This is a genomic window from Kribbella sp. ALI-6-A (genome assembly GCF_001984195.1).
Taxonomy (GTDB): domain Bacteria; phylum Actinomycetota; class Actinomycetes; order Propionibacteriales; family Kribbellaceae; genus Kribbella.
The window spans coordinates 1056485-1080595 of sequence record NZ_MTQN01000012.1; the positions used below are offsets into that span (position 1 = coordinate 1056485).

The following is a 24111-nucleotide window of genomic DNA, read 5'->3' on the forward strand; positions in this document are numbered from 1 at the left end:
GTCCGCGGGGATCAGAGCGGGACGACGGCGTGCACGGTGCGCTGCTTCTCGGCGGTGCGCACACCCCAGTCGGAGGTAAGCACGTCGACGATCGCCAGGCCGCGGCCGCCGATCGACTCGGGATGCGCCTCGGTGATCCGCTGCGGCTCGGTCTCGCCGCAGCCGTCGGTGACCTCCAGGTGCACGCCGGCCTTGTCGATCCACCAGGCCGCGCGGACGTCGCCGGTGGGCAGCGCGGGCGCGTACCGGATGGCGTTGGAGAGCAGCTCCGACAGCACCAGCTGGGCGTCGTCGCAGGTGCCCCCGGCGACCCGGGCCCGCGTCAGGTACTCCTGAAGGCGCCGGCGCGCAGCCGCTACCGCAGACACTTCGTGCGGTAGGACGACGTCGACGACGCTCACGTCGGCGGGCAAGGTCGCAGAGGACAAGCAGGGTCTCCTCAGTCTCAGCACAGCACTAGCACATCTGCCCATGATCACGACCTTGAAAACACCGGAGAGAGTTCCGTTACACAGTCACGGGCAAGATCACAGCCGTTGTGGGGAAACCGTGACAAAAGCGACAAGAATGAACATCGAAATCACGCACCGCATTCACTCGATCACACCACCGCGGAACAAACTCGGCGCTGATTGTTCAGCGCCGGCGCGTCAGCCGGCGGCGGGTCCGGGGTGACTGCGCCGGGGGCTGGTCCGGGTGCTCGGCCAGCGTGGCCATCGCCAGCTCCGGCCGGTCGCTGATGATCGCGTCGACGCCGAGCGCGTGGCAGTGCCGGACGTCCTCGGCGGTGTTCACCGTCCAGACGTGCACCTGGTGGCCGTGCTTGTGCGCCCGGTCGACGTACTCCGGGTGGGCCAGGACCAGCTCCAGGCTCGGACCGGTGAACGAGACACCGGTCGGCAGCGACCCGTCGCGGAACCGCAGCGGAATCCGGTCCATCAGCAGGACCGTCCGTACGCCGGGAGCCATCGCCCGCATCCGGCGCAGCGACAGCCAGGAGAACGACATCACCCGGGCCGGCGACTCGCTGCCCACCTTCGGGTGCGCCCAGCCGTACCGGTCCAGCGCCTCGATCAGCCGCCGCTCCACCAGCCCGGCGTACCGGGTCGGGTGCTTGGTCTCGATCGCCAGCTCGATCGGCCGGCCGGCGTCACGGACGGTCGCCAGCAGCGTGTCCAGCGTGAGCACCTTGGTCAGGTCCGGACTCGGCAGCTCGGCCTCGTCGTCGAGATCGGCCCAGGGGTTCTTCCACGATCCCCAGTCGAACCCGTCCAGCTCCTCCAGGCTCATCGTGGACAGCACGCCGCGGCCGTTCGACGTCCGGTCGATCCGGCGGTCGTGCACACAGACCAGATGACCGTCGGAGGTGAGCCGTACGTCGCACTCGAGCCCGTCGGCCCCTGCCGTGAGCGCACGCTGGTACGCCGCCAGCGTGTGCTCGGGGCTGACCTCACTCGCGCCGCGATGAGCAACAACGCTCGGGCGTTTCGCCATGCCACAACTCTGGCACGTGCCCCGCGACCGTCCACAATCAGCCACGCCGCCTTGCGGGAAATCGGTTGCCCATTGCGGAATCCCGGACACTGGCCGGTGGACGAATTCCGGAGGTGAACCGCACGGTCGGGCTGGGAGCCCTGTGCTTTTGGCGGGTCCAGCCGGACGGCGGGCGCGCTGCCGTCCGGCTGGGCGACGTACCGCCCGTGCTGCTGTCGGAGACGTACCACGACCTGCGAGTGATCGCCGGAGGGTTCTAAGCCGTCGCCTCCTCGACCGCGAGAGTTCGGCCGGCCGGGCGGGGCAGGCCGTAGTGCTCGCGCAGCGTGGTCCCGGTGTACTCCGTGCGGAACAGTCCGCGCTGCTGCAGGATCGGTACGACGTGGTCGGTGAACGTGGTCAGACCCGACGGCAACACCGGCGGCATGATGTTGAAGCCGTCGGCGGCGCCGGCCTCGAACCAGTGCTGGATGGCGTCCGCGACCTGCTCGGGGGTGCCGGTGAAGGTTCGGTGGCCGCGGCCGCCGCCGAGGCGGCCGATGAGTTGGCGGACCGTGAGGTTCTCACGACGGGCCAGCGTGACGATGAGCGTGTAGCGGCTCTTGGCGCCCTCGATCTCGTCCTCGTCGGGCAGGTCGGCGGGGAGTTGCTGATCGAAGGGCAGGTCCTCGGGGTCGACCCGTAGCGTGCGGGCGAGCTGCTCGCGGGCGTATTCGGGCTTGATCAGGTCGTCGAGCTCACGCTCCAGCGCCTGGGCCTCGGTCTCCGTCGCACCGATGACCGGGACGATGCCGGGCAGGATCTTGATGCCGTCGGGGTCCCGGCCCAGGGCGGCGGTGCGGGACTTGAGGTCGGCATAAAAGGCCTGTGCGTCCTCCAGCGTCTGCTGCGCGGTGAAGACGGCTTCGGCGTACCGGGCGGCCAGGCCCTTGCCGTCCTCCGACGAGCCGGCCTGGACGATCAGCGGATAGCCCTGCGGCGAACGCGGCAGGTTGAGCGGACCGCGGACCTGGAAGTGCCGGCCGACGTGCTCGATCGCCTGGACCTTGGTGTTGTCGCCCCAGACGCCGGACTCCTTGTCGGCGAGTGTGGCGTCGTCCTGCCAGGAGTCCCACAGCTTGAAGGCGACCTCGAGGAACTCCGCCGCCCGGTCGTAGCGTTCGGCGTGCGCGGGCTGGTCGGCCAGGTTGAAGTTCTTGGCCGCGTCCGGGCCGGCCGTGGTGACCACGTTCCAGCCGGCCCGGCCGGCGCTGACGTGGTCGACGCTGGCGAACCGCCGCGCCAGGTTGAAGGGATCGTTGTACGTCGTACTGGCGGTGGCGATCAGCCCGATCCGTGACGTCGCCGCGGCGATCGCCGTGAGCAGCACGGTCGGCTCCAGTGAACCCGCCGGGCGTCGGCCGACGTCGCTGAACAGCACCGGGGAGTCGGCGAAAAAGATCGAGTCGAACTTGCCGCGCTCGGCGGTCCGGGCCAGGTCCCGGTAGTGCTCGACGTCGGTGTTCGCGAACGGGTTGCTCTCCGGCAGCCGCCACGACGCCTCGTGGTGGCCGGTGCTCATCAAAAACGCGTTCAGGTGCAACTGCCTGCTCACAGCGAGACCCCCAGGGCATCCAGTAGTCGGGAACGAACGGCGGCGAACAACGGATCGGCGGCGTTCCGCGGCGGGGCCAGCTCGATCCGTTCCTCGGCGACCAGCCGGCCCTCGTCCAGCACGATCACCCGGTCGGCGAGCACGATCGCCTCGTCGACGTCGTGGGTGACCAGCAGAACGGCGGGCTGGTGTGCGGCGCAGAGCTTGCGCAGCAGGACGTGCATCTTGATCCGGGTCAGCGCGTCCAGCGCGCCGAACGGTTCGTCCGCGAGCAGCAGCGCGGGCTCCCGGACCAGCGAGCGGGCCAGCGCGACCCGCTGCTGCTCACCCCCGGACAACTCGTTCGGCCAGGCGTTCTCACGCCCCGCCAGGCCGACTTCCTCCAGGCTCTTGCGGCCACGCTCGTCGGCATCACGCAGTCCCAGGACGACGTTGTCGAGAACGCGGGCCCAGGGCAACAAGCGCGAATCCTGGAAGACCACCGACACGTTCTCCGGCACGACCAGTTCACCGGTCCCGGTGACGTCGTGGTCCAGGCCGGCCAGTGCCCGCAGCAATGTGCTCTTCCCGGACCCCGATTTGCCCAGCAGGGCAACGAACTCGCCGGGTGCGATGCTCAGGTCGAGATCGTCCAGCACCGCGCGGTCGCCGTACGAGCGGATCAGTCCGCGGACCTCGACGGCCTTGCTGAGTGTCAGTCCGCCAGCGTGCGTCGCCATGACAAAGCCCTCCTCTGGATCAGCCGGACGGCTCCGTCGGAGAGCAGCCCGAGGACGCCGTACAGGACCAGGCCGACGATGATGATGTCGGTCTGCCCGTAGGTGCGGGCCAGCTCCATCATGTAGCCGATCCCGCTGGTGGAGTTGATCTGCTCGACCACCACGAGCGACAGCCACGCGCCGGTCACCGCGAACCGCAGGCCGAGCAGGAAGCCGGGCAGCGCGCCCGGCAGCACCACCTTGCGGATGAAGGTCCAGCGGGACAGGCCGACCGTCTGCGCCAGTTCGACGTACCGGCTGTCGATCGTGCGCAGGCCGTTGTGGGTGTGGATGTAGATCGGGACGAACACGCCGAGCGTGATCGTGGTGACCTTCATCGTCTCGCCGATGCCGAGCCAGAGGATCAGCAGCGGCAGCAGGGCCAGCGACGGGATCGCGCGCTTGATCTGGATCGGCCCGTCCAGCACCGCCTCGCCGATCCGGCTCAGGCCGGACAGCAGGGCGAGCACCGTTCCGAGCACGATGCCCAGGCCGAGGCCGACGAAGGCGCGCTGGGTCGACGTGAGCAGGTTGGACTGCAGCCGCCCGTCGGCGATCAGGTCGCTGGTGGTGGTGACCACGGTCCACGGCGCGGAGAGGATCCGCGGGTCGAGCCAGCCCGCGGCCGACCCGATGCTCCAGATCGCCAGCAGCAGGAGCGGACCGATGAAGGCACCGAACCTGATCGGCTTGCCCGGCCCGAGCCGGCGCCGGCGGCGTACGGGCCGGGTGGTGACTTGCTCCCGCTCAGCCCGTACGCCGCTGAGTGTGGCCGCCTGGCCGCTCACTTGGCCGCCGCCTTGATCGCGTCGACCGCGACCGGCTGGAAGCGCAGGTCGTAGAGGTCGGCGGCCACGATGTCCTTGTTGCCGGTCTCCTTGGACAGCAGATCGATCGTCTCTTGCTGCCGCGCGATCGCCGCGCTCCAGTCGGCGGTGATCTCTGGGTGGCCGGCGTTGTCGACCAGCCACTGGCCGTCGGCGGTGGTCAGGCCCTGGTCCTTCACGTAGTAGCCCTCGATCCATTGCTTCGGGTGCTTGTCGATCCACTCCTGCGCGACGCCCCAGGCGGCGACGTACGCGCGGATCGCGGCGGCCTTGCCGCTGTCCTCCAGCGACGAGGTCAGCGTGTAGAGGTGACCGGCGTCGTCGCGGATCCCGTGCGGGATCGTGGTCGCGCCGTCCTTGCCGTACTTGGTCAGGTAGCGCTTGATCGCGACCCCACCGATCGGGGCGACCTCGACCTGCTTGGCGGCCAGGGCGTTCGGGTAGATGTCGCCGGTGCTGGGCAGCTCGACCAGTTCGACGTCCTCCTTGGTCAGTCCGGCCTTCTTCAGCACCTTGAGCACCAGCGCACCCTGCGCCTGGCCCGGGCTGTACGCGATCTTCTTGCCGCGCAGGTCGGCCAGGGTCTTCACCGCGACGCCGGGCGCGACACCCAGCTCGTAGATCGGGTGGTTCAGCGGGTCCTGGCGGAACTTGGAGGCGACGATCTTCACCTGCAGCCCGGTCCAGGTGGCGTGGATCGGCGGGATCTCGGCGACCGACCCGAGGTCGAGCGCCTTGGCCCGGAACGCCTCGGTGGTCTGCGGACCGCCGCTCAGGTTGGCGAACTGGACGAACTGCGAGACCTTGCCGAGCTGCCCGGACAGTTCGAGCGCCTTCTGCGTGGTGGGATCGCCGACGACGATCTTGACGCCGTCGGGCACGGACGTCGGCAGCGGCGCGTCGAGCGCGAGCTTGCGGCCGCCCCCGGCCTCGGCGGCACCGCCGCAGCCGGCCAGCAGCGTGATCGCCGCGGCGGCTCCGGCCAGTACGGCGAGTTTCTTCTTCAGCATCAGGGTTTCCTCTTCAGTCAGGCGGTCGTCACGTACTGGCCGTCGTGGTAGAGCAGCGGGTCGTGCTCGCGCCGCTCGGCGTGCACGGCCAGGCGGGCGACGACGATGTGGTTGCTGCCGACGGCGAACCGGTGCTCGACCAGCGCGCGCAGGTAGCTCGGGGCGTCGTCCAGCACGGGCTCGCCGGTCCGCAGCCGGGACCAGCGGGTCGGCTCGGCGAACCGGTCGATGCCACTGGTCGCGAACCGGCCGGCCAGATCGCGCTGGCGAGCGTCCAGGAAGTTGATTACCACGCTCTGCGTGGACTGGATCGCCGGCCAGGCGGACGCCGTGGTGGCGATCGAGAACGAGACCAGCGGCGGCAGCGAGCTGACCGAGACCAGCGACGTCGCGGTGAAACCGGCCGGGCCGTGGCCCGCGTCGGCGGTGATCACGACGACGCCGGCGGCGTGCCGGCGGAACACGCTGCGGAACACGTCGGCGTCGACGGTCCGCTCGTCGAGGTGGTCGGGCACGACGGTGAGCCCGGCTCGGGTCTTCTGGGCAGGGTTGAACGCATGGACGGACATGGCGGCACTCCCTCGGGGCAGGGATGAACCCGGCGCGGACCTCTGCGACTACCGCGGCCGGTGTGGGTGGTGGTTCAGCGGACCCGGTGAACTCGGTCGAGGCCCGCGAGGCGGCGGCCCGCAACGGCGGGCCGGAACAGCGGCTGTCAGCGACAGGTCGCGCTGGCCGTGCGCATCTGGTCGATGACGCGGCGGCGGGTGAGCAGACGGGTGGTCAGCACCGGCAGCGCGAAGGGGAAGGCCCCTGCGCGGCTCTGGTGGTGCTGCCCGGTCGTCGTCATGTCAGCAACTGTCTCATCAAAGTCGACTGGAAAACTAGACAATCTCGCCATCCGGGACGGCCGTCCAGCAGCGAGCCGGCTCACACGTCCGTTCCGCCGTGCGTTCTACTGACGTGATGCCTGTGAAGAAGACCGGCCTGCCGCCGTTCCAGCTGCTCGTCGACGAGCACTGGCGCGATGTGGCCCGGCTGGCCCGTGCCCTGGCCGGTCCGGTCGACGGCGACGACGTCGCCCAGCGCGCCTGGGAGAAGGCGTTCGCGGCGTACCCGAAGCTCACCTCGGCGCGCAATCTGCGCAGCTGGTTGCTGACGATCACGGCCCGCTGCGCGACCGATCTGCACCGCGCCCGCAAACCACAGCGCCCGCTGGACGAGGCACCTCCACTCACGGTCGACGGACCCGACGCCACGCAGTGGCCCGATCCAGAGCTCTGGAAGGCGGTGAGCGCGCTGCCCGAGCGGCAGCGGCAAGCCGTCACGCTGAAATACGTCGGCGACCTCGACCACCACGGAGTGGCCGCCGCCCTCGACACCACCCCGGCCGCGTCGCGTCGCCTGGTCAGCGACGCCCTGGCCACCTTGCGTGCCACCCTCGGAGTTGATGATGACTGATCTCGAACGCCGCCTGAGCGGTCTCGACGGACCGCCGGCCCGGCCGCCGGTCCTGCCGGAAGCCGACGTCTCCTACACCCTGCACGACACCCCGATCGGCCGGATGCTGCTGGCCACCGCCGCGGGCAAGGTCGTCGCCAGCTCGTTCGGCGACGAGGAGACGATGACGCATCGGCTGGCGCGCGCGATCTCGCCGCGAGTGCTGCGTCAGTCGGCACCCTTGGACGACGTCCGGCGCCAGCTGGACGAATTTCTTGCCGGCCACCGAAAAAGTTTCGACCTGGCCATCGACCTGACGCTGGCGACGGATTTCCAGCGGCTCGTGCTGGCCGACCTGCCGCACCTCACCAGCTACGGCCGGACCACGACGTACGGCGAACTCGCGGGTGAGATCGAGCGCCCGAAAGCGGCCCGGGCCGTCGGCACGGCGCTCGGCGCGAACCCGTTGTGCGTCGTGCTTCCGTGCCACCGGGTGATCGGCGCGAGCGGCGCCCTCACCGGGTACGCCGGTGGATTGGACGCAAAGCGTTTCCTTTTGAATCTTGAATCGAAAAGCTGAGTTTTCCAACGGGCTCCGGAAAACATTTACACTCGAGCCAGAAAGAAGCAGGTCCCCATTGTGGAGTGGGGACCTGCTTCTTTCATTACCTGACGCGTCAGTTGTGTGGTTGGTGGATTTCCAGGATCAGCCGGCGCCGGCCGTCCCAGTCGCGTTTGTAGACCTGGTAGTCCTTGATCCCGGCCGCCGCGCAGAGCCGGCCGTAGCTCGCCTCGTCGTGAATGAAGTGAATGCTGCTGGAGCCGAAGTGCTCGGTGGTGACGATCCGGTGCTCGGGGCCCTGGCGCAGACCGTTCGCGATCTCCGACGCGGTCGCCGGTCCCCACACCGGGCCCTCGATGACGGCCAGGCCGCCGGGCTTGAGCACGCGGGAGATCTCCCAGATCGCCGACAGCTGCTCGTCCTCACCGAACAGCTCGTGGAACGCCGTCCACAGGCAGATCACCGCGTCGAAGGAGTCCGAGCGGTACGGCAGGTCGGTCATCGAACCGATCGCCCAGTCGACCTGGAGTTCCTCTTCGGCCGCCTTCGCCCGGCCGGCCTCGACCAGGTTCGGGGAGATGTCGAGAGCACGGACGACCTTGCCGGCCTTGCGCAACGGAATCGCGATCCGGCCGTAGCCGCAACACAGGTCGAGCACCGATTCGCGGCCCTCGAGCAGTTCCTCGACGGCTTTCACGACGGCTGCGTCCCGCTCGGGCGTGGTACGCGCGGCCAGACCCTCGGCGCCGAGTTCGGCGTACTCGGCCCGGCTGCGCAGTGCGGAGTTCAGCATTGCGCAAGTATTGCGATTTCTCCGGTCACTGTCTCCTCGAGCGTCCGATCGATCCGAAGGCCACCGCGGCGACCATCGAGACGACGATCGACGTGTACGTCGCACCGAGCCAGCTCGGCACCGGTTCGCCGCCGAACAGCTTCGCCTGCACGTCCAGCCAGAACGGCGACCAGCCGCTGACCGTGCCCGGGTTCACCAGCTGGTAGGCGACGAACCCGAACACCCAGGCGACCGCCGGCTGCCAGCGGAACGGCGCGGTGTCGCTGACGTCCCAGCGCATCCGGCAGACCACGAAGAAGTCCGCGATCGCGACCGCGAACAACGGGATGAAGACCGAGCCGATCAGGTAGAGGAACTGGGTGTAGTTGCCCAGGTCAACGAACAGCGCGAGGCCGGTGGCGAGGACGCCGATCCCGACCGACAGCCAGCGCCGGTCCAGGTGACCGACCAGGTTGTGCGCGGCCATCGTGGTCGAGTAGACGTTCGCGTAGGCCTCGTCCACCTCGTCGACCAGCAGTACGAACAACGCGATCGCGCCGGCCGGCAGGGTGACCAGCGCGGTGATCACGTCGGTGCTGTTGGTCTGCAGGGTCGCGACGGCCAGGACGCCGAGCGCGTAGTACAGGATCGCCGCCAGACCGTAGCCGAGTGACGACCCGGCGAAGGCGGCCTTGTTCGTGCGCGAGTGCCGGGTGTAGTCGGCGGCCAGCGGTGCGAACGAGACGACTCCGGCCGCGGCCAGGTCGACGCCCGGCCAGAAGCCGAACACGCTGTCCTGCGGCAGATCGTGCACCGGCTTGCTGAGCACCTGGACGAACAGGTAGATCGATGCCAGCAGCACCAACCAGACCATGAACTTGCGCAGCAGCTTCACGCTGCCCAGCGGGCGAACGGCCATCGCGGTGGCGATCACGCCGGCCAGGATCACGAACAGCCAGCGCCAGCGCTCGCTGGTCACCGCGACCGCGGCCTGGGAGATCACGATGATCTCCATCGTCGCCCAGCCGATGTTCTGGGCGATGTTCAGCACCGTCGGCGCCATCGAACCGCGGCGACCGAACAGTCCCCGCAGGCTGGCCATCGCGGGCGCACCGGTCTGCGAGCCGAAGACGGCCGCGCCGCCGAGCACCAGAGCCCCGATCCCGCAGCCGACGACGACGGCGAGCAGGCCCTTCACCAGCGATCCGGTGTACGCCGCGACGAGCGCGCCGGTGACCGGGCCGAACAGCGAGATGCCGAGGTTGCCCCAGAGCGTGAACTGGTCGAAGAAGCCCAGTGTTCTCGGCGCATCGGTGGTGAGTACGAGCGGTGCCTCGGTCGTCGTACTGGGTTTGCGGACAGCAGTCGTGGTCATCTGACCTGCTCCCTACGCCGGCATTACCCGGTCAGGTTCAGGCGGTCGGCGACCCGGCTGATGCTTGTCGCCCTCTCAGCCCGCAATCCGGTGCGAGCTCCCGCGGAGGTATGTCGTTATCGCGTCAACGATATCGCGTCATCGAGCTTTGTATACACCGGCTGCCCGGTGGATGAACGCGGCCAGGTCCCGGCCGTTGGTCAGCACCGGCATGTGCGAGCCGCTCGGCAGCGTCCAGGCCTCGCCTCCGGCCAGGTCGGCGACCCGCTGGGCCCACTGCGACGGGCAGAGGCTGTCATGGGGACAGCGCAGCACAACGGTCGGTACGCCGACGTGCGGCATCGCGGCGGCGAGGTCGTAGTGCCGTACGACCGCCTCGGCGCGGGCCATCGCCCGAAACGTCGTGCGGAAGTACTGCTTGGTCAGGGTCGGGATCAGGTACGGCCGCTCCCAGACGGCGGAACGGACCCAGCGGCCGGCCAGGGTCGGCCAGCCGGAGGCCTCGATGTCGCCGGTCGGGCCGAGCAGGACGAGCCCGGAGACGAGGTCCGGACGGGAGACCGCGACCTCGACCACGACGTGACAGCTCGCCGAGTGGCCGACGAGAACCGATGGCTCTTTCAGCTGCGTGGCGAGCCGGTCGGCGAGGGCTTGCACGCGGAGGTCGTCGCCGGGGCTGGTGGGCTCGCCGAAACCGGGCAGGGTGACGACCTCGGACGGGATCTCGAGGTGTTTGCGGGTCGGGCCGTAGGCCTCCGGGCCGAGCCCGAGGCCGGGCACCAGCACGACGGATGCGGTCATTCCCACGGCGGCCTTTCGGGAGCGGGTTGCACGACCGGGTTGGGCACCTCCGGCCTCAACTCGCGGTACCCCAGTGCGAAACCGAGCGCGAGCACGAGCAGCCCGAACCCGCCCCACCCGTACGCCGTCGGCAGGCGGTGCAGCGTCTCGTCGATCGAGCCCATGCCGGTGCTGACGACCAGGCCGAGCCAGATCAGGATCGGGATCAGCGACAGCGCCACCAGGCCGAGGGCGGCGAGCTCCATCGGTTGGAGCTCCAGGCGCGCCTTACGGCGTACCTGGACGTCGCGCAGCCACATCGCCAGCGCGGCGACCCCGACGACGAGGACCAGGAGCTGGCCGATCGTGTCCAGCACGTCGGTGCGGAGCGGGTGGTTGAGCGGGGAGCCGGGCGCCTGCGAGATCTCGCGCAGGGAGACCCGCTGGACCGAGACGACGAGCAGACCGTAGACGGCGGCGATCACCGCGGCCAGCAGGACGACGCGGGCGAGGCGGGGGTCGCGGCGCGGTTCAGGGCCGTAGCTGGGGAGCTGGTGGGATTGCGGGCTGGCGGGCGCGCCGTACGGGTGGCCGGGGCGGTAGTTGGGCGGCTGGGTGTAGCCGTACTCCATGTCGCTCGGCGGCTGGCCGTAGCCGTAGCCCGGCGACTGCTGCTGCTCGGTGGCGTCCGGGGACTGGGTGTAGCTGGGGGCGTCGTGGCCGTACGGGACCGGCTTCGCGTAGTACTGGCTGCGGTCCGGCTCGTCCGGGTCGTCGCCGCGGCCGTAGGTGGGGAACTGGGGTGACGACATCGTGGCTCCCTCGGCTCGGTCTTCTCGTCAGACTCTCACGAGCAGGGGCAGCTGAGCAGGAACCTAGGTCGCTTTCGTCGTCGGCCAGGCGTTGGGCAGGCAGCCGCCGAGGCCCTTGGTCTGCTGCATCATCACCGGCGCCGGGGTGTTCGGCTGGTCGCAGCCGGAGTGACCGTGGCCGAGCGCGTGGCCGACCTCGTGGTTGACCAGGTAGTTGCGGTAGAGCCCGACGTCGCCCTTGTACTCCGGTACGGCGTACATCCAGCGCTTGGCGTTCAGCACGACGCGGTCCTCGACCCGGCAGGAGACCTCGCCGCCGGTCTTCAGCGGCAGGCAGAGCTTGTCGGTCAGGGTCGGCGTCGCGACGATGATGCGCAGGTCGACGTCGGCCTGGTCGGTCCGCTCGAAGCTGACCGGGTGCACCGCCTGCCAGCCCCGCGGGTCGGTCAGCGTCTGGTGCACCACCGCGGCGACCGCGGTGGGGTTCAGCGACAGACCCTGCTCGATCTCGATCCGGTACGTCAGCTTGCCGACGTTCCGGGTGGCCTTGGCCGAGCCCGGGACGATGCTGAGCTTGCCGGTCGAGACCGTCACGTTCGGCTTCGCGCCCTTGGGCGGCCGGGGCAGCGCCGGCGCCGGGCGCTGCGGCTTGGTCAGCGTCGGTGAGGCCGACGGCAGCTGGCTCGGGGTGACGACCGGGAGCACCGGGGGCTGGGCGACGGCGGTCTGCTCACCGAACTGGGCGGCGAGATTCTGCCGGCCGGCGTCCGGGTGCACGACCATCACGGTGCCGAGCACGGCCAGCGCGGTCACCGAGAACCACTGCGCCCGGTACGACTTCTTCCGGGTGTGCCGCCCGGCCCGGCGCCGGCGCGCGGACCTGGACACACGCGTGCCCGTCCGCTCGTCGTTCCGCCGGGTGGTCATGTCCATTCACCCTAGCGACTCACGGGTAATTCCCGAAAGCCCACTCACGTCAGCTTCAGGTCAAGACGGGGTACCGAGGCCGGGTGACCCTTCTCGATCCCCTTGTCGTCGCCCGCGCCGAAGTCCTGAAAGTGGAATTCCTCACCTCGGTCCGGCCGGAACCGGACCCGCGGGTGACGGAGTACTGGGAGAGGTATCGGGAGGTGTTCGCCGGTGGTGGTGACGCGCAGGACCTGAAGGACTTCGCCAACTCCCCGGTCGGCGGGAGTCCGGGAAACATGTCGGTGTTCAACCAGGCGTGGAACGAGCTCGGCGCGGAGGCCGCGGCGGCCGCCGTGCGGGAGAGCGTGAACTATCTGCTGTCCGGCCCCGGCGTACTGGAGGAACGGCTGACCGAGCTGATCCGGGGCCGCCGCGGGCTCAACGGCTTCCGCGAGGCGTTGCTCACCAAGGTGCTGTGCGTGATGTATCCCGACCGCTTCCTCACCCTGCTCAAGTACGCCGGCCGGCTGGGCAAGCAGGGCATCGCCCAGCAGCTCTGGCAGCTCGACCTGCCCGACTCCACCCCGTCGACCATCGGTGAGCGGATCGTCGAGAGCAACGACCTGCTGCTCGAACTGGCCGGCGAAGGGTTCGGGACGGCCCAGCACGCGTCGTCGTTCCTGTGGTGGGCCCGGGACCAGGTCTAGGCGGTGCGGGTGCGGAGGAACTTGCCGAAGTGGGGCACGGTGAAGGCGACGGTGCCGCGTTCGGCGGAGAAGACGAGGCCCTTCTTGATCAGGCCGTCGCGGGCCGGTGACAGGGACTGGGGTTTGCGGCCGAGGGCGCCGGCCACCTCGGCGGTGGGTACGGCGCCGTCGGCGACACCGACGCCGAGCTCGGCCATCGCGCGCATGTACTCACGTTCGGCGGGGGTGGCGCGTTCGTAGCGGGAGCCGAAGAAGCCGACGGTGAGTTCGGCGGAGGCCTCCGGGCCGGCCACGGCGACGTCCTTGACCGTGATCGGGCTGGCCGGCGCGTGGTCCCAGGTGGCGTGCGCGAAGGCCTGGACGAAGTACGGGTAGCCGTCGGTCTGCGCGTACAGCTCGTCGAGCGCCTCCTCCTCGAAGTACACGTCCTCGCTCTCGGCCGGGATCATCAGCGCGCGGTCGCACGCCTCGCGGGCGAGCCGGTCGACCCGGATGTAGCGGAACAGGCGCTCGGAGTACGACTTGCTCGCCGACAGTACGGCGGGCAGGTGCGGCAGCCCGGCGCCGACGACGACCAGCGGCGCGCTCTGCTGGGAGATCTCGTGGCACGCGGCGCACAGCGCGGACAGGTCGTCGGCGGAGATGTCCTGCATCTCGTCGATGAACAGCCCGACCCCGACCGACAGGTCCCCGGCAAGGTCGGCCGCGTCGGCGAACAGCTCGATCAGGTCCATCTCGAGGTCGCCCGAGTCGGCCCGGCCCTTCGCGGCGGCCACGTCGACCGGCGGGTGCCATTTGATGCCCTTGCGATCGTTCTGCGCGGTCCGCAGCGCGAACGCCTTCAGTACGGCGCTGAACTGGTCGACCCGCTCGTCGTCGCGGTGCCGGTGCCCCAGCTCGCGCATCGCGGTGTGCATCGCCTGCGCGATCGGCAGCCGGATGCTCTGGTCCGGCCGGGCCTCGATCTTGCCGGTGCCCCAGGCGCGTTTGATCGCCTGACTGCGCAGTGTGTTGAGCAGCACGGTCTTGCCGACGCCCCGGAGTCCACTCAGCACCAGACTCCGCTCCGGGCGCCCCGCCGCGACCCGTTCGAGCACCACCTCGAACTGCCGCACCTCGGTGTCGCGACCGGCCAGCTCAGGCGGCCGCTGACCGGCGCCGGGCGCATAGGGATTCCGAATCGGATCCATGCCTTTCACTCTATGAGCGCGTCTAGCGTTTTCCTTAGATTTCGCTAGCGAACCCGAGCGCGTGTCGCTGTTCCGTCAATCATCCAGGGATTTCCGGCTGTGCCGGCCGATGGGATTCCTGACCACCCCGAACGGGCTGCGTCGGCGGATGCGCCCTCGCCTTCTCTTGGCCGACGCTGTCGGCTCTTCCAGACGCTTCCACCAGTCGAATCGTTCGACCAGGAAGCGTGCCGGGTAGCACGCGATGCCCGCTGCCGCGAAGGCCGCCAGCGGGCCGTCCCACAGCCAGTTCGGGCGGGTGAGCCAGGCGATCAGGAGGAGCAGGCCGGCTGTCGAGGTGAAGAAGGCCAGCAGGAGCAGGAGCTGGCGACCGTACAGGTCGTCGTTGTCGTCACTCATCGGTCAGCCACGCCGGGATGGACGGATCGGCGCCGTTCGTGGTTCCCGTCATGCCGAGGTGACGGCTCGGGCAAGGGTGCGGCCGAGGTCGCTGTTGGCGGTCACTTCGACTCGGTCGAGGGCGAGCCACCGGGCCATCAGGTCGAGTTCCGCGGCCAAGGGCTCGGCGATGCCGGAGGAGGAGGCGCCGGGTTCGGCGGTGACGGTGGGGACGAGCAGGCTGGAGGTGCGGCGGTCGGCTTTGAGGTCGACGCGGGCGACCAGGCGATCGCCGAGCAGGAAGGGGAGGACGTAGTAGCCGTGCACGCGCTGGGCTGGGGTGTGTAGATGCTGATCCGGTAGAAGAAGTCGAACAGGCGGTGGGTGCGGTCGCGGTTCCAGATCAGCGTGTCGAAAGGCGACAGCAGGGCGCGGGCGTCGATCGGGCGGTCGTCGGCGTCGCGCCAGCGGTAGCTCTGCGGTTTGACGCCTTCCACGCGGACGGGGATCAGATCACCGGACTCCACCAGGTCGTCGATCACCGAGCGAGCCGTTGCCTTGGGCAAGGGAAAATGGCCGTGGGTGGTGCCGCAGAGTTCCTGCGCGGTGGCCACCCCGAGCGAGCGCGCCGAGCTGCGGAGAAGCTCGCGTCGCGCCTCGTCGGCATCCACCTCAGGAGCCTCCAGTACGCCGGCCGGCAGCACCCGCTCGGTCAGGTCGTACAGCCGCTCGAAGTTGCGCCGCCCGGCGATCGTGACCCGGCCCGAACAGAACAGATACTCGACGGCGATCTTCGCGTCCTGCCAGTTCCACATCCGGCCGGTGGTCGGATCAGGGTCCGGATCGGTCGGCTTGCGGCGCTCACCGTCGGGACTCGCCTCGCCGGCCGTGAGCGATCCGCGCTCGACAATCCTCGCCAGTACGTCGGCGACGAGGCCGGGCCGTTCGGCGCTCAGCCGGCGCATTCCCACGACGACCGACCACGGCACCGACAGGTCGGGATCCAGGTCGGCGTTCCAGTCCTGCCGCTCGGCCGCCCGCATCCGCCAGCGCAGCAGCGGGTAGGTGCTCACCGGCAGCAGGCTCGCCTTGTGTCCCCAGAAAAACTCGAACAACTCCCGGTCTGCGCCCCAGCACATCCGGTCCAGCGTCGTCCGTGAGTATGGTCCGAGCCGGGCGAACAGCGGCAGGTAGTGCGAGCGGCACAGCACGTTGACCGAGTCGACCTGCAGTACGCCGATACGCTCGATCGCCCGCCGGAGATGGCGGACGTCGACCCGGCCGGTCGGGCGCGGCTCGGCGAAGCCTTGCGCGGCGAGCGCGATCCGGCGCGCTGTGTCCCGCGAGATCGCCTCGCCGGCCGGACGGCGTACCGGGGTCATGCGGCCGAACTTATCCCGCCCGGGTTCGGTTCGACCGCTTTCTGAGCCTGTCTAGGGGTTTCGCTAGACAGCGCTAGACACGGTGATCGACGGGTAGCGGGTGCACCCGGTGGGCCGTCGCGGGCACTAAGGTCGGCGCATGGGTGGTGGGGTCGAGGCCAGGGACTGGGCCCAGCAGGCGGCGGCGCAGTACGAGCGGATGCACCAGCAGTACGTCGGCGGCGCGCGCAAGCTGGAAGCGCTGATCAACGAGCTGATCGGCGAGGAAGAGGGCATCAACTACCTCAGCGCGACCGCCCGGGCCAAGGATCCGGAGTCGTTCCTGTCGAAGGCGTCCAAGCCGCGGCCCGACGACCCCGACCGGCCCAAGTACGACGACCCGCTGAACCAGATCACCGACCTGGTCGCCGCCCGGATCATCACCTTCCTGGTCGAGGCGGTGGACCGGGTCTGCGAGGTGATCGAGGCCGAGTTCGAGATCGTCGAGCACACCGACATGGGCGCGCACACCCGCGCGCAGGGCGTGTTCGGCTACGCCTCGAAGCACTACCTGGTCCGGCTCAACGCGCACCGCCGCGAGCTGCCCGAGTACGCCGTACTACGCAACCTGGTGATGGAGATCCAGGTCCGCACCGCGGTCCAGCACGCGTGGGCCGAGTTCGAGCACGACATCCGCTACAAGCTGGACATCCCGCCGGACCGCAAGCCCGAGTTCGACCGGCGGTTCCTGCTCGCGGCGGCGCTGATGGAGCTGGCCGACAACGAGTTCACCGAGATCGACCGGCTGTACCGCGAGCTCGCGGCGGCCGGCGACGACGAGGCGCCGCGCGACCTGACCGCGGCGACGCTGACGACGTACCTGACCCGGCGCTACCCCGACGCCCCGCACGCCAAGACCAACCACTACGCGTGGATCCTCGGGATCCTGGCCGATCTCGGCGTGACCACCGAGGAGCAGCTGACCGAGCTGCTGCAGGGCATCGACAGCGCGGCGGTCCAGGCAGCGATGACGCACCGCTTCCCGGCCGGCACCGTACGACGGCTCGACGACGACCTGCTCGCGGCGAAAGGGCAGGCCTACGTCGACCTGTTCCCGTTGGAGGAGCGCCGCCAGAAGATCCTGCGCGGCCGCCTCAAGGCCCTGGCTCGCGCCGGCCTCAGCGAGCTCTGACCAGCTCCTCCGCGACGGATTCGGCCGTCCGCCGGGCCCAGCGGCCGGTGGTGATCAGGCCGAGGACCAGGACGAGCACACCGCAGCCGGCGATGATGTACCAGGCGAGCTGAGCGGCCGGGACGAAGCCGGTCTCGAGCGGGCCGGCCAGCCGGGCGGTCAGCACGGTGCCGACGATCGCGACGCCGAGCGAGGCGCCGACCTGGCGGCTGGTCGAGGCGATCGCCGCCGCGACGCCCGCCTGTGCTCGGGGCATGCCGGAGACGGCCGCGTTGGTGATCGGGGAGTTGAGCATGCCGAAGCCGATGCCGAAGACCAGGTAGCCGCCGAGCAGCAGCAGGGTCGGCGTACGGGTGGTGAGCTGGGCGAGCACCAGTCCGCTCGCGCAGAGCATGCTTCCGGCAACGATCAGCGGGAGCCGCGGTCCGCGGTTGCCGACCAGCCAGCCGGACAGCGGCGCGAACACCACGGTCATCGCCGCCATCGGCAGCGTCAGCAGACCGGCGTGCAGCGCGGTGAACCCGCGGACCTCCTGCAGGTAGAGCGAGTTGAGGAACAGGAACCCGGACAGCGCGGCGAAGCCCGCGACCGCGATCAGCGTCGCCCCGGAGAACGGCGCGCTGCGGAAGAACCGCGGCTCCAGCAACGGCTCGTCCCGCCGCCGCTCGTAGAAGACCAGCCCGGCCACCGCCAGGACGGCGACCGTGAAGCACCCGATGATCAGCGGCGACGTCCAGCCCGCCTCCCGGCCCTCGATGATCCCGTACGTCAGGCCGACCAGCAGCAGGACGACGAGCACCTGTCCGACCGGGTCGATCCGCCGCGCGACCGCGGCCCGCGACTCCGGCACGAACCGCGCGGTCAGCACGACGGCGAGCACCGCGACCGGCACGTTGATCCAGAAGATGTACCGCCAGCCGGCCGAGTCGACCAGGGCTCCACCGACCAGCGGGCCGACCGACATGCTCAGCCCGACCACACCGCCCCAGACGCCGATCGCCTGCGCCCGCTCCCGCGGGTCGGTGAACGTGTTGGTGATGATCGACATCGCCACCGGGTTGAGCATCGAGCCGCCGACCGCCTGCAGCATCCGGAACACGATCAGGAGCTCGACCGTCGGCGCCAGGCCGCACAGCAGCGAGCCGAGCCCGAACAGCACCAGCCCGACCTGGAAGGTCCGCCGCCGCCCGACGCGGTCCGCGGTCGAGCCGGAGATCATCAGCAGGCTGGCCAGCACCAGGGTGTAGGCGTCGATCGTCCACTGCAGCTTGGACACCGAGGCGTCCAGGTCGGCCCGGATCGCGGGCAGCGCCAGATTCACGATCGTGGAGTCGAGGCCGACGATGAACAGGCTCAGGCAGCAGATCCCGAGGACCAGCAGCCGTCGTCGCCTGGCCGGTTCCGGCATGGGCCTCCGATCACTGAAACGTTCCCGCGACGACAGTACAACCGGTCTCCGCACAGCCGGCCGCCGGTCGCGCGGCGGTCTGCCACAAGGTGAAAACGGTTTGAGGGGCCGTCGCCGCAGCGCCTAGTCTGGGCAGGTTCGCCTGGTCAGGTGTCCCGAATCCCTCCTACGCCTCCTGTGAGACGTCATGTCGTTGCGCCTTGTCCCGTTCGCCGATCCCGGGGTACCCGACACCCGGTCCGGTCTCCGACTCATCCTCTGGCTCGAGCACCAGCAGCTGCGCGGACAGCTCGCCGCCGTCGGCTGGGGTCTGCTCTACTTCGGCGGGATCGCCGCCTCCCCGGTCGCGGTCGGACTGGCCGTCCAGGCCGTGATCGACAAGTCCTGGTCCCGGCTGATGCTGGCCGGAGGGCTGCTGCTGGTGTTCGGCGCCGCCAAGTCCGCCGCGGACTCGTACTTCCACCGCGCGGTGGTGACGAACTGGATCAGTACGGCGTCCCGGCTGCAGCAGTTGCTGTTCCGGAAGGCTTCGGAGCTCGGGTCGCTGCTGACCCGCCGGATCGCGGCCGGCGAGGTCGTCGCCGTGAGCAGCGGCGACGTCGAGAAGATCGGCTGGTTCGTCGAGGTGCTGGGCCGGTTCGCGGCCGCCCTGCTGACCTGTTTCACGGTCGTCGTCGGGCTGCTGTTCTACGAGCCGCAGCTCGGCCTGGTGGTCGCGGTGGCAGTGCCGGTGCTGGCGTTCTCGATCCTGCCGCTGATGGGTCCGGCCGAGCGCCGCGCCGACGCGCAGCGGGCCAAGGGCGGCCGGGCGACCGAGCTGGCCGCGGACACCGTCGCGGGGCTGCGCGTGCTGCGCGGCATCGGCGGCGAGCAGTTGTTCCTGGACCGCTACCGCGCGGCCTCGCAGGAGTACCGGGCCAGCGCCGTGCACAGCGCCCGGATGTGGTCGCTGATCGCGGCGCTCCAGGTGCTGTTCTTCGGGCTGTTCCTGGTCGTGGTCGTGTGGCTCGGTGTCCGGCTGGTCGTGGCCGGCCGGATCTCGGTCGGCGAGCTGGTCACGACGTACGGGTTCATCACGTTCATGCTGGTACCGCTGCACACGTTCGAGGAGACGGCCAGCGCGTTCATCTTCTCGAAGGTGTCCGCCCGCCGCGCTGCCCGGGTGCTCTCGCTGCAGCGGATGGACGAGACCCGTGGCACCGGCGCGGCACAGGTTCCCGAGGGCGATCTCGTCGATCCGGTCTCCGGGCTGGAGGTTCCGGCCGGGAGCTTCACCGCGGTGGTCTGCGGCAACCCGGACGCCGGTGGCCGGCTGGCCGACCACCTGGGTGGTCACAGCCCCGAGGCGGAGCCGGGTGACGCGTCGGCAATGCTGGACGGCGTCGCGCTCGACGACCTGCCGCTGGAGTCGGCGCGGACGGCCGTCCTGGTGCAGGACAAGGACCCGGTGCTGCTGTCCGGGACCGTGCGGGAGCTGTTCGACGTACCGTCGAGCGGAGCCGTCACCGTCGAGCGAGCGCTGGAGGCGGCGCAGTGCGCGGACATCCTCGACGTGCTGCGGCAGTCGCTGCCGGCGGGCGGTCCTGACGACCCGATGGACGCTGTGCTGACCGAGCGCGGGCGTTCCCTGTCCGGCGGTCAGCGGCAGCGGGTCGCGTTGGCCCGTTCCCTGTACGTCGACCCGGCTGTGCTGGTGCTGGACGAGCCGACCAGCGCAGTCGACGCGCACACCGAGGCCCGGATCGCGGACGGCCTGCGGGCACTGCGGGCCGGTCGCACCACGGTGGTGTTCACGTCGAGCCCGCTGATGCTGGACCGCGCCGACCGCGTCGTGTTCGTGCCGGACGGCCGGGTCGCCGCCGTCGGCGTCCACCACGAGCTGGTGCACACCGACCGCCACTACCGCGCGGTCGTCACCCGTGAAGACGAGCCCACCTTCGAGGAGTCGGCGTGAAGCGCCCCGAGTACGACCCGGCCGCGCCGCAGGAGGCGGCGCGGCTTCCGGTGGCCGGTCCGGCCACGGTGAAGAGCTACCTGAAGACCCTGTTCCGCCGGCACCGCGCGGCCTTCGGCTGGCTGACCGCCGTCAACGCGATCGCCGCACTGAGCGGCATGGTCGGCCCCTGGCTGCTCGGCACCGTGGTCGAGAAGCTGTCCGTCGGCGAACACGACGTCAACCTGCCGTACGTCGTGCTCGGCTTCCTGGTCGCGCTCGCGGTGCAGACCGTGTTCGTCCGGATCACCCGGCTGCGCGGCGCCGTACTGGGCGAGGAGATGCTCGCCGACCTGCGCGAGGACTTCCTGGTCCGCTCGGTGGCCCTGCCGCCGGGTGTGCTGGAGCGGGCCGGGACCGGTGACCTGCTGTCGCGGATCACCACCGACGTCGACCGGCTGTCGCACGCCATGCGCGACGCCGTACCGCAGCTGACCATCGCCGTCGTCTGGGCCGGGCTGCTGATCGGTGCGCTGGTGGTGACCGCGCCGGAGCTGGCGGTCGCGATCGTGATCGCCGCGCCGATCCTGATCATCGGCGGCCGCTGGTACTTCCGGCGCGCGCCCTCGGCGTACCGGTCGGAGGCCGCCGGGTACGCCGCGGTCGCCTCGGCGCTGGCCGAGACCGTGGACGCGGGCCGCACGGTCGAGTCGCACCGGCTCGGCGCACGCCGGATCAAGCTCGGTGACACCCGGATCGGGCAATGGGTCGCCTGGGAGCGGTACACGCTGTTCCTGCGGATGATCCTGTTCCCGGTGATCAACATGACCCACGCGGTCGCGCTGGCGGCGGTGCTGATGGTCGGTGGCGCCCTGTCCATCCAGGGCTGGATCACGGTCGGGGCGCTGACCACCGGTGCGCTCTACATCCAGATGCTGGTCGAGCCGGTGAACATGATGATCCGCTGGTACGACGAACTGCAGGTCGCGCAGGTCTCGCTGGCCCGGCTGGTCGGCGTGCGCGAGATCGAGGCGGCCGCGAACGGCGACGAGGACGAGCCGGAGGGCCGGACCGTGCTGGCCGACGAGGTCCGCTTCGGCTACCTGGAGGGCCGCGACGTGCTGCACGGCGTCACGCTCACCGTCGAGCCCGGTGCCCGGGTCGCCCTGGTCGGGCCGTCGGGAGCGGGCAAGTCGACGCTGGGACGGCTGCTGGCCGGCATCTACTCGCCACGCGCCGGCGACGTCACGCTGGGCGGTGCCGCGCTCGGCAAGATGTCCGCCGAGCAGGTCCGCACCCACGTCGCGCTGGTGAACCAGGAGCACCACGTCTTCGTCGGCACCATGCGGGACAACCTGCTGCTGGCCCGGCCGGGGGCGACCGACGCCGAGCTGTGGGACGCGCTGCGCTCGGTCGACGCCCACGCATGGGTGGCCGGGTTCGAGCACGGCCTGGACACCGAGGTGGGCTCAGGCGGTACGACGCTCACCCCGGCGCAGGCGCAGCAGGTCGCACTGGCCCGTCTCGTGCTGGCCGACCCGCACACCCTGGTGCTGGACGAGGCGACGTCGCTGATGGACCCGCGTGCGGCGCGAAACCTCGAGCGCTCGCTGGCCGGCGTACTGGAGGGCCGGACGGTGGTGGCGATCGCGCACCGGCTGCACACCGCGCACGACGCGGACGTGATCGCGGTGGTCGAGGACGGCCGGATCGTCGAGCTCGGCGGCCATGACGACCTGGTCGACGCGAACGGCCCGTACGCGGCGCTCTGGCACTCCTGGCACGGGGATCGCTGACGCGGCAGGGTGGGTAGGGTCGGCAACATGCTGCCCGCCCTGCTCGCCCTCCCGTATCTCGTTGCCTTCGACATCGACCAGGACGGCCGGTTGCTGATCGGGTACGACGGCAGCGGCGTCCGCCAGCTGCACGAGGTCGGACCGGACGGCGGGTGGCGCACCCTCACCGACCTCGACGAGCGGGTGGTCGCCGCGAAGTACGTGCCGGGAAGTCGCCACGTGGTCGTCGAGCACGACACCGGCGGCGACGAGCGCGGTCAGCTGTCGCTGCTGGACCTGGCCGGATCCGCTGAGCTGCAGCCGCTGGTGCACGACCCGGCGTACTTCCATCACCTGATCGCCGCGCGGCCCGGCCGGGTCCTGTTCACCACCAACCGCCGCAACGAGATCGACTTCGACCTGGTCGCCCGAGACCTCGCCACTGGCGAGGAGACCACGCTGTACGACGGCGGCGGCTACGTCTACGCGGTGGACCCGTCGCCGGACGACCGGTGGGTCGCGGTGAGCCGCGCGGGTGGTCCGGCGAACTCCGTCCAGCTCCTGCTGGTCGAGACCGCGACCGGCCAAGTCAGCGACGTCACGGCGTACGACGACGAGACCTCCCTGTCCGCGGTCTCCTGGCTGCCCGATTCCAGCGGCTTACTGCTCTCCGGCGATCCCGACCGGGACCGGTTCGCGGTGTTCCGCTACGACCTGGCGACGCGCGCGCTGACCCCGCTGGTGTCCGACGACGCGCGGGATCTGATCGGCTGGGCGAGTCCGGACGGCCGGCACGTGCTGGTGGCTTCCAGCGACGACGGCCAGGTCACCTTGGCGCTGCACTCGCCGGACGGCGGGCTGGTCGCGCCGATCGCGCTGCCGCCGGGTGGGTGCGGCGCTGTGCTGGTCGAGTCCGAGCCGCACTGGTCGGCCGACGGAGGCCAGCTGGTGATCACCTACAGCAGTCCGGTCGAGCCGCCGTACGTGTTCCGGTACTCGGTGGAAACGGGTGAACTCGCTGCGGTGCGTGCGCCGGAGCCTGTCGAGCTTCCCGCCTTGAGCCACCCGACGTCGTACCGGGTCGAGTCGTTCGACGGTGAGCAGGTGCCGGTGTACGTGTTCCAGCCCGAGGGTGGTGGCGACGGCTCGGCGGTGCTGGTCGTGCACGGTGGGCCGGAGTGGCAGCACGGGCGGATCTGGGCGCCGCTGGTCGCCGGACTGGTTGCCGAAGGCCACACCGTGCTGGTGCCGAACGTGCGCGGCTCAGCCGGCTACGGCAAGCGCTGGTACTCGCTGGACGACCGGGAGCTGCGGCTGGACTCGGTCCGCGACCTGGCCGCGCTGCACGCCTGGCTGCCGACCATCGGCGTCGACCAGTCCCGCGTCGCACTGTGGGGCGGCTCGTACGGCGGCTACATGGTGCTGGCCGGACTGGCCTTCCAGCCGGAGCTGTGGGCGGCTGGTGTGGACATCGTCGGGATCGCCTCGCTGGTCACGTTCCTGGAGAACACGTCGGCGTACCGGCGGGTGGTGCGGGAACGCGAGTACGGCTACCTCGCCACCGACCGGGAGTTCCTGGAGCTGGCCAGCCCGCTCAGCCGGGTGGACGCGATCGAGGCGCCGCTGTTCGTCATCCACGGCGCGAACGATCCGCGGGTGCCGCTGTCGGAGGCCGAGCAGATCGTGGCCGCGCTGAAGAAGCGGAAGGTGCCGTGCGAACTGCTCGTGTACGGCGACGAGGGGCACGGGCTGGCGAAGCGGAAGAACAAGCTGGACGCGTATCCGAAGGCGTTCGCGTTCCTGCGCGAGCACCTCGGCCGGGCCTGAGCCGGCC

25 protein-coding genes and 1 riboswitch are annotated in these 24111 nt (G+C 70.3%); of the genes, 8 read left to right on the forward strand and 17 right to left on the reverse strand.

The window, feature by feature from the left end; genetic code table 11:
• Positions 1 to 11: 11 nt before the first annotated feature.
• On the reverse strand, positions 12 to 428 hold the full coding sequence (locus BWI15_RS31530) for an ATP-binding protein (protein ID WP_077018162.1): 417 nt from the start codon (positions 426 to 428) through the stop codon (positions 12 to 14).
• A gap of 208 nt (positions 429 to 636) precedes the next feature.
• A complete protein-coding gene (locus tag BWI15_RS31535) occupies positions 637 to 1494 on the reverse strand; it encodes a glycerophosphodiester phosphodiesterase (protein ID WP_077018163.1) in 858 nt (285 codons plus the stop codon).
• Between the two features lie 113 nt (positions 1495 to 1607).
• On the opposite strand from BWI15_RS31535, the gene BWI15_RS39605 reads away from it, so the two are divergent.
• Entirely contained in the window at positions 1608 to 1754 is a 147-nt protein-coding gene (locus BWI15_RS39605; protein WP_168197406.1) for a hypothetical protein, read from the forward strand.
• On the opposite strand, the gene BWI15_RS31540 is transcribed toward BWI15_RS39605, so the two are convergent.
• From BWI15_RS31540 to BWI15_RS40515, 6 genes are all read right to left on the reverse strand, one after another.
• A complete protein-coding gene (locus BWI15_RS31540; protein ID WP_202817777.1) occupies positions 1751 to 3088 on the reverse strand; it encodes an LLM class flavin-dependent oxidoreductase in 1338 nt (445 codons plus the stop codon). The two genes, BWI15_RS39605 and BWI15_RS31540, sit on opposite strands and share 4 nt — an antisense overlap.
• Entirely contained in the window at positions 3085 to 3807 is a 723-nt protein-coding gene (locus BWI15_RS31545; protein ID WP_077018164.1) for an ABC transporter ATP-binding protein, read from the reverse strand. Before BWI15_RS31545 ends, BWI15_RS31540 begins: the two co-directional genes overlap by 4 nt.
• Positions 3783 to 4634: an ABC transporter permease gene (locus BWI15_RS31550; RefSeq protein ID WP_077018165.1), complete on the reverse strand. Its 852-nt coding sequence runs from the start codon at positions 4632 to 4634 to the stop codon at positions 3783 to 3785. Before BWI15_RS31550 ends, BWI15_RS31545 begins: the two co-directional genes overlap by 25 nt.
• Positions 4631 to 5683 carry an ABC transporter substrate-binding protein gene (locus tag BWI15_RS31555; protein ID WP_077018166.1) on the reverse strand — a complete coding sequence of 351 codons (1053 nt, stop codon included), beginning with the start codon at positions 5681 to 5683 and terminating at the stop codon, positions 4631 to 4633. Before BWI15_RS31555 ends, BWI15_RS31550 begins: the two co-directional genes overlap by 4 nt.
• Positions 5684 to 5700: 17 nt before the next feature.
• The gene (locus BWI15_RS31560; protein ID WP_077018167.1) at positions 5701 to 6252 is read right to left on the reverse strand and encodes a flavin reductase family protein; all 552 of its coding nucleotides are present in this window, start codon (positions 6250 to 6252) and stop codon (positions 5701 to 5703) included.
• A 146-nt stretch (positions 6253 to 6398) separates the two neighbouring features.
• Positions 6399 to 6533, reverse strand: a complete 135-nt coding sequence (locus BWI15_RS40515) for a hypothetical protein (RefSeq protein ID WP_269087197.1) — start codon at positions 6531 to 6533, stop codon at positions 6399 to 6401.
• A gap of 116 nt (positions 6534 to 6649) precedes the next feature.
• Here BWI15_RS40515 and BWI15_RS31565 point away from each other — a divergent pair, with 116 nt between their 5' ends.
• Both BWI15_RS31565 and BWI15_RS31570 read left to right on the forward strand, forming a co-directional pair.
• Positions 6650 to 7144, forward strand: a complete 495-nt coding sequence (locus BWI15_RS31565) for an RNA polymerase sigma factor (protein WP_077018168.1) — start codon at positions 6650 to 6652, stop codon at positions 7142 to 7144.
• A complete protein-coding gene (locus BWI15_RS31570) occupies positions 7134 to 7703 on the forward strand; it encodes a methylated-DNA--[protein]-cysteine S-methyltransferase (RefSeq protein WP_237771543.1) in 570 nt (189 codons plus the stop codon). Before BWI15_RS31565 ends, BWI15_RS31570 begins: the two co-directional genes overlap by 11 nt.
• A gap of 97 nt (positions 7704 to 7800) precedes the next feature.
• Here BWI15_RS31570 and BWI15_RS31575 read toward each other — a convergent pair whose 3' ends face one another.
• From BWI15_RS31575 to BWI15_RS31595, 5 genes are all read right to left on the reverse strand, one after another.
• The gene (locus BWI15_RS31575) at positions 7801 to 8478 is read right to left on the reverse strand and encodes a class I SAM-dependent methyltransferase (RefSeq protein WP_077018170.1); all 678 of its coding nucleotides are present in this window, start codon (positions 8476 to 8478) and stop codon (positions 7801 to 7803) included.
• Between the two features lie 25 nt (positions 8479 to 8503).
• Positions 8504 to 9832: a purine-cytosine permease family protein gene (locus tag BWI15_RS31580; protein ID WP_077018171.1), complete on the reverse strand. Its 1329-nt coding sequence runs from the start codon at positions 9830 to 9832 to the stop codon at positions 8504 to 8506.
• Positions 9825 to 9946: riboswitch (TPP riboswitch) on the reverse strand. Its footprint overlaps the gene before it by 8 nt.
• Positions 9947 to 9970: 24 nt before the next feature.
• Positions 9971 to 10633 carry an alpha/beta fold hydrolase gene (locus tag BWI15_RS31585; RefSeq protein WP_077018172.1) on the reverse strand — a complete coding sequence of 221 codons (663 nt, stop codon included), beginning with the start codon at positions 10631 to 10633 and terminating at the stop codon, positions 9971 to 9973.
• Complete coding sequence (locus tag BWI15_RS31590; RefSeq protein ID WP_077018173.1) at positions 10630 to 11424, reverse strand: hypothetical protein; 795 nt, start codon at positions 11422 to 11424, stop codon at positions 10630 to 10632. The genes BWI15_RS31585 and BWI15_RS31590 overlap by 4 nt, the downstream gene beginning before the upstream one ends.
• Positions 11425 to 11487: 63 nt before the next feature.
• Positions 11488 to 12351 (reverse strand): DUF3152 domain-containing protein, encoded by an 864-nt coding sequence (locus tag BWI15_RS31595; RefSeq protein WP_077019431.1) that lies wholly within the window; start codon positions 12349 to 12351, stop codon positions 11488 to 11490.
• 83 nt (positions 12352 to 12434) lie between these two features.
• Here BWI15_RS31595 and BWI15_RS31600 point away from each other — a divergent pair, with 83 nt between their 5' ends.
• Complete coding sequence (locus BWI15_RS31600) at positions 12435 to 13040, forward strand: hypothetical protein (protein WP_077018174.1); 606 nt, start codon at positions 12435 to 12437, stop codon at positions 13038 to 13040.
• On the opposite strand, the gene BWI15_RS31605 is transcribed toward BWI15_RS31600, so the two are convergent.
• The 3 genes from BWI15_RS31605 to BWI15_RS31615 all read right to left on the reverse strand — a co-directional run bounded on the left by BWI15_RS31605 (position 13037) and on the right by BWI15_RS31615 (position 15990).
• The gene (locus tag BWI15_RS31605; RefSeq protein ID WP_077018175.1) at positions 13037 to 14230 is read right to left on the reverse strand and encodes an ATP-binding protein; all 1194 of its coding nucleotides are present in this window, start codon (positions 14228 to 14230) and stop codon (positions 13037 to 13039) included. The genes BWI15_RS31600 and BWI15_RS31605 overlap by 4 nt on opposite strands.
• 75 nt (positions 14231 to 14305) lie before the next feature.
• Complete coding sequence (locus tag BWI15_RS31610) at positions 14306 to 14629, reverse strand: hypothetical protein (protein ID WP_077018176.1); 324 nt, start codon at positions 14627 to 14629, stop codon at positions 14306 to 14308.
• A 137-nt stretch (positions 14630 to 14766) separates the two neighbouring features.
• Positions 14767 to 15990, reverse strand: a complete 1224-nt coding sequence (locus BWI15_RS31615; protein WP_441327744.1) for a winged helix-turn-helix domain-containing protein — start codon at positions 15988 to 15990, stop codon at positions 14767 to 14769.
• Between the two features lie 139 nt (positions 15991 to 16129).
• Here BWI15_RS31615 and BWI15_RS31620 point away from each other — a divergent pair, with 139 nt between their 5' ends.
• On the forward strand, positions 16130 to 17161 hold the full coding sequence (locus BWI15_RS31620; protein WP_077018177.1) for a GTP pyrophosphokinase: 1032 nt from the start codon (positions 16130 to 16132) through the stop codon (positions 17159 to 17161).
• Here BWI15_RS31620 and BWI15_RS31625 read toward each other — a convergent pair.
• Positions 17148 to 18569 (reverse strand): MFS transporter, encoded by a 1422-nt coding sequence (locus BWI15_RS31625; protein WP_077018178.1) that lies wholly within the window; start codon positions 18567 to 18569, stop codon positions 17148 to 17150. The two genes, BWI15_RS31620 and BWI15_RS31625, sit on opposite strands and share 14 nt — an antisense overlap.
• A 187-nt stretch (positions 18570 to 18756) precedes the next feature.
• Between BWI15_RS31625 and BWI15_RS31630 the strand changes: the two genes are divergently transcribed.
• Genes BWI15_RS31630 through BWI15_RS31640 form a run of 3 tightly spaced genes read left to right on the forward strand, consistent with a single transcriptional unit; the run spans position 18757 to position 24104 of the window.
• A complete protein-coding gene (locus BWI15_RS31630; RefSeq protein ID WP_077018179.1) occupies positions 18757 to 20523 on the forward strand; it encodes an ABC transporter transmembrane domain-containing protein in 1767 nt (588 codons plus the stop codon).
• Positions 20520 to 22298 carry an ABC transporter ATP-binding protein gene (locus tag BWI15_RS31635; RefSeq protein ID WP_077018180.1) on the forward strand — a complete coding sequence of 593 codons (1779 nt, stop codon included), beginning with the start codon at positions 20520 to 20522 and terminating at the stop codon, positions 22296 to 22298. The genes BWI15_RS31630 and BWI15_RS31635 overlap by 4 nt, the downstream gene beginning before the upstream one ends.
• A gap of 27 nt (positions 22299 to 22325) precedes the next feature.
• Entirely contained in the window at positions 22326 to 24104 is a 1779-nt protein-coding gene (locus BWI15_RS31640; RefSeq protein ID WP_077018181.1) for a S9 family peptidase, read from the forward strand.
• Positions 24105 to 24111 lie beyond the last annotated feature (7 nt).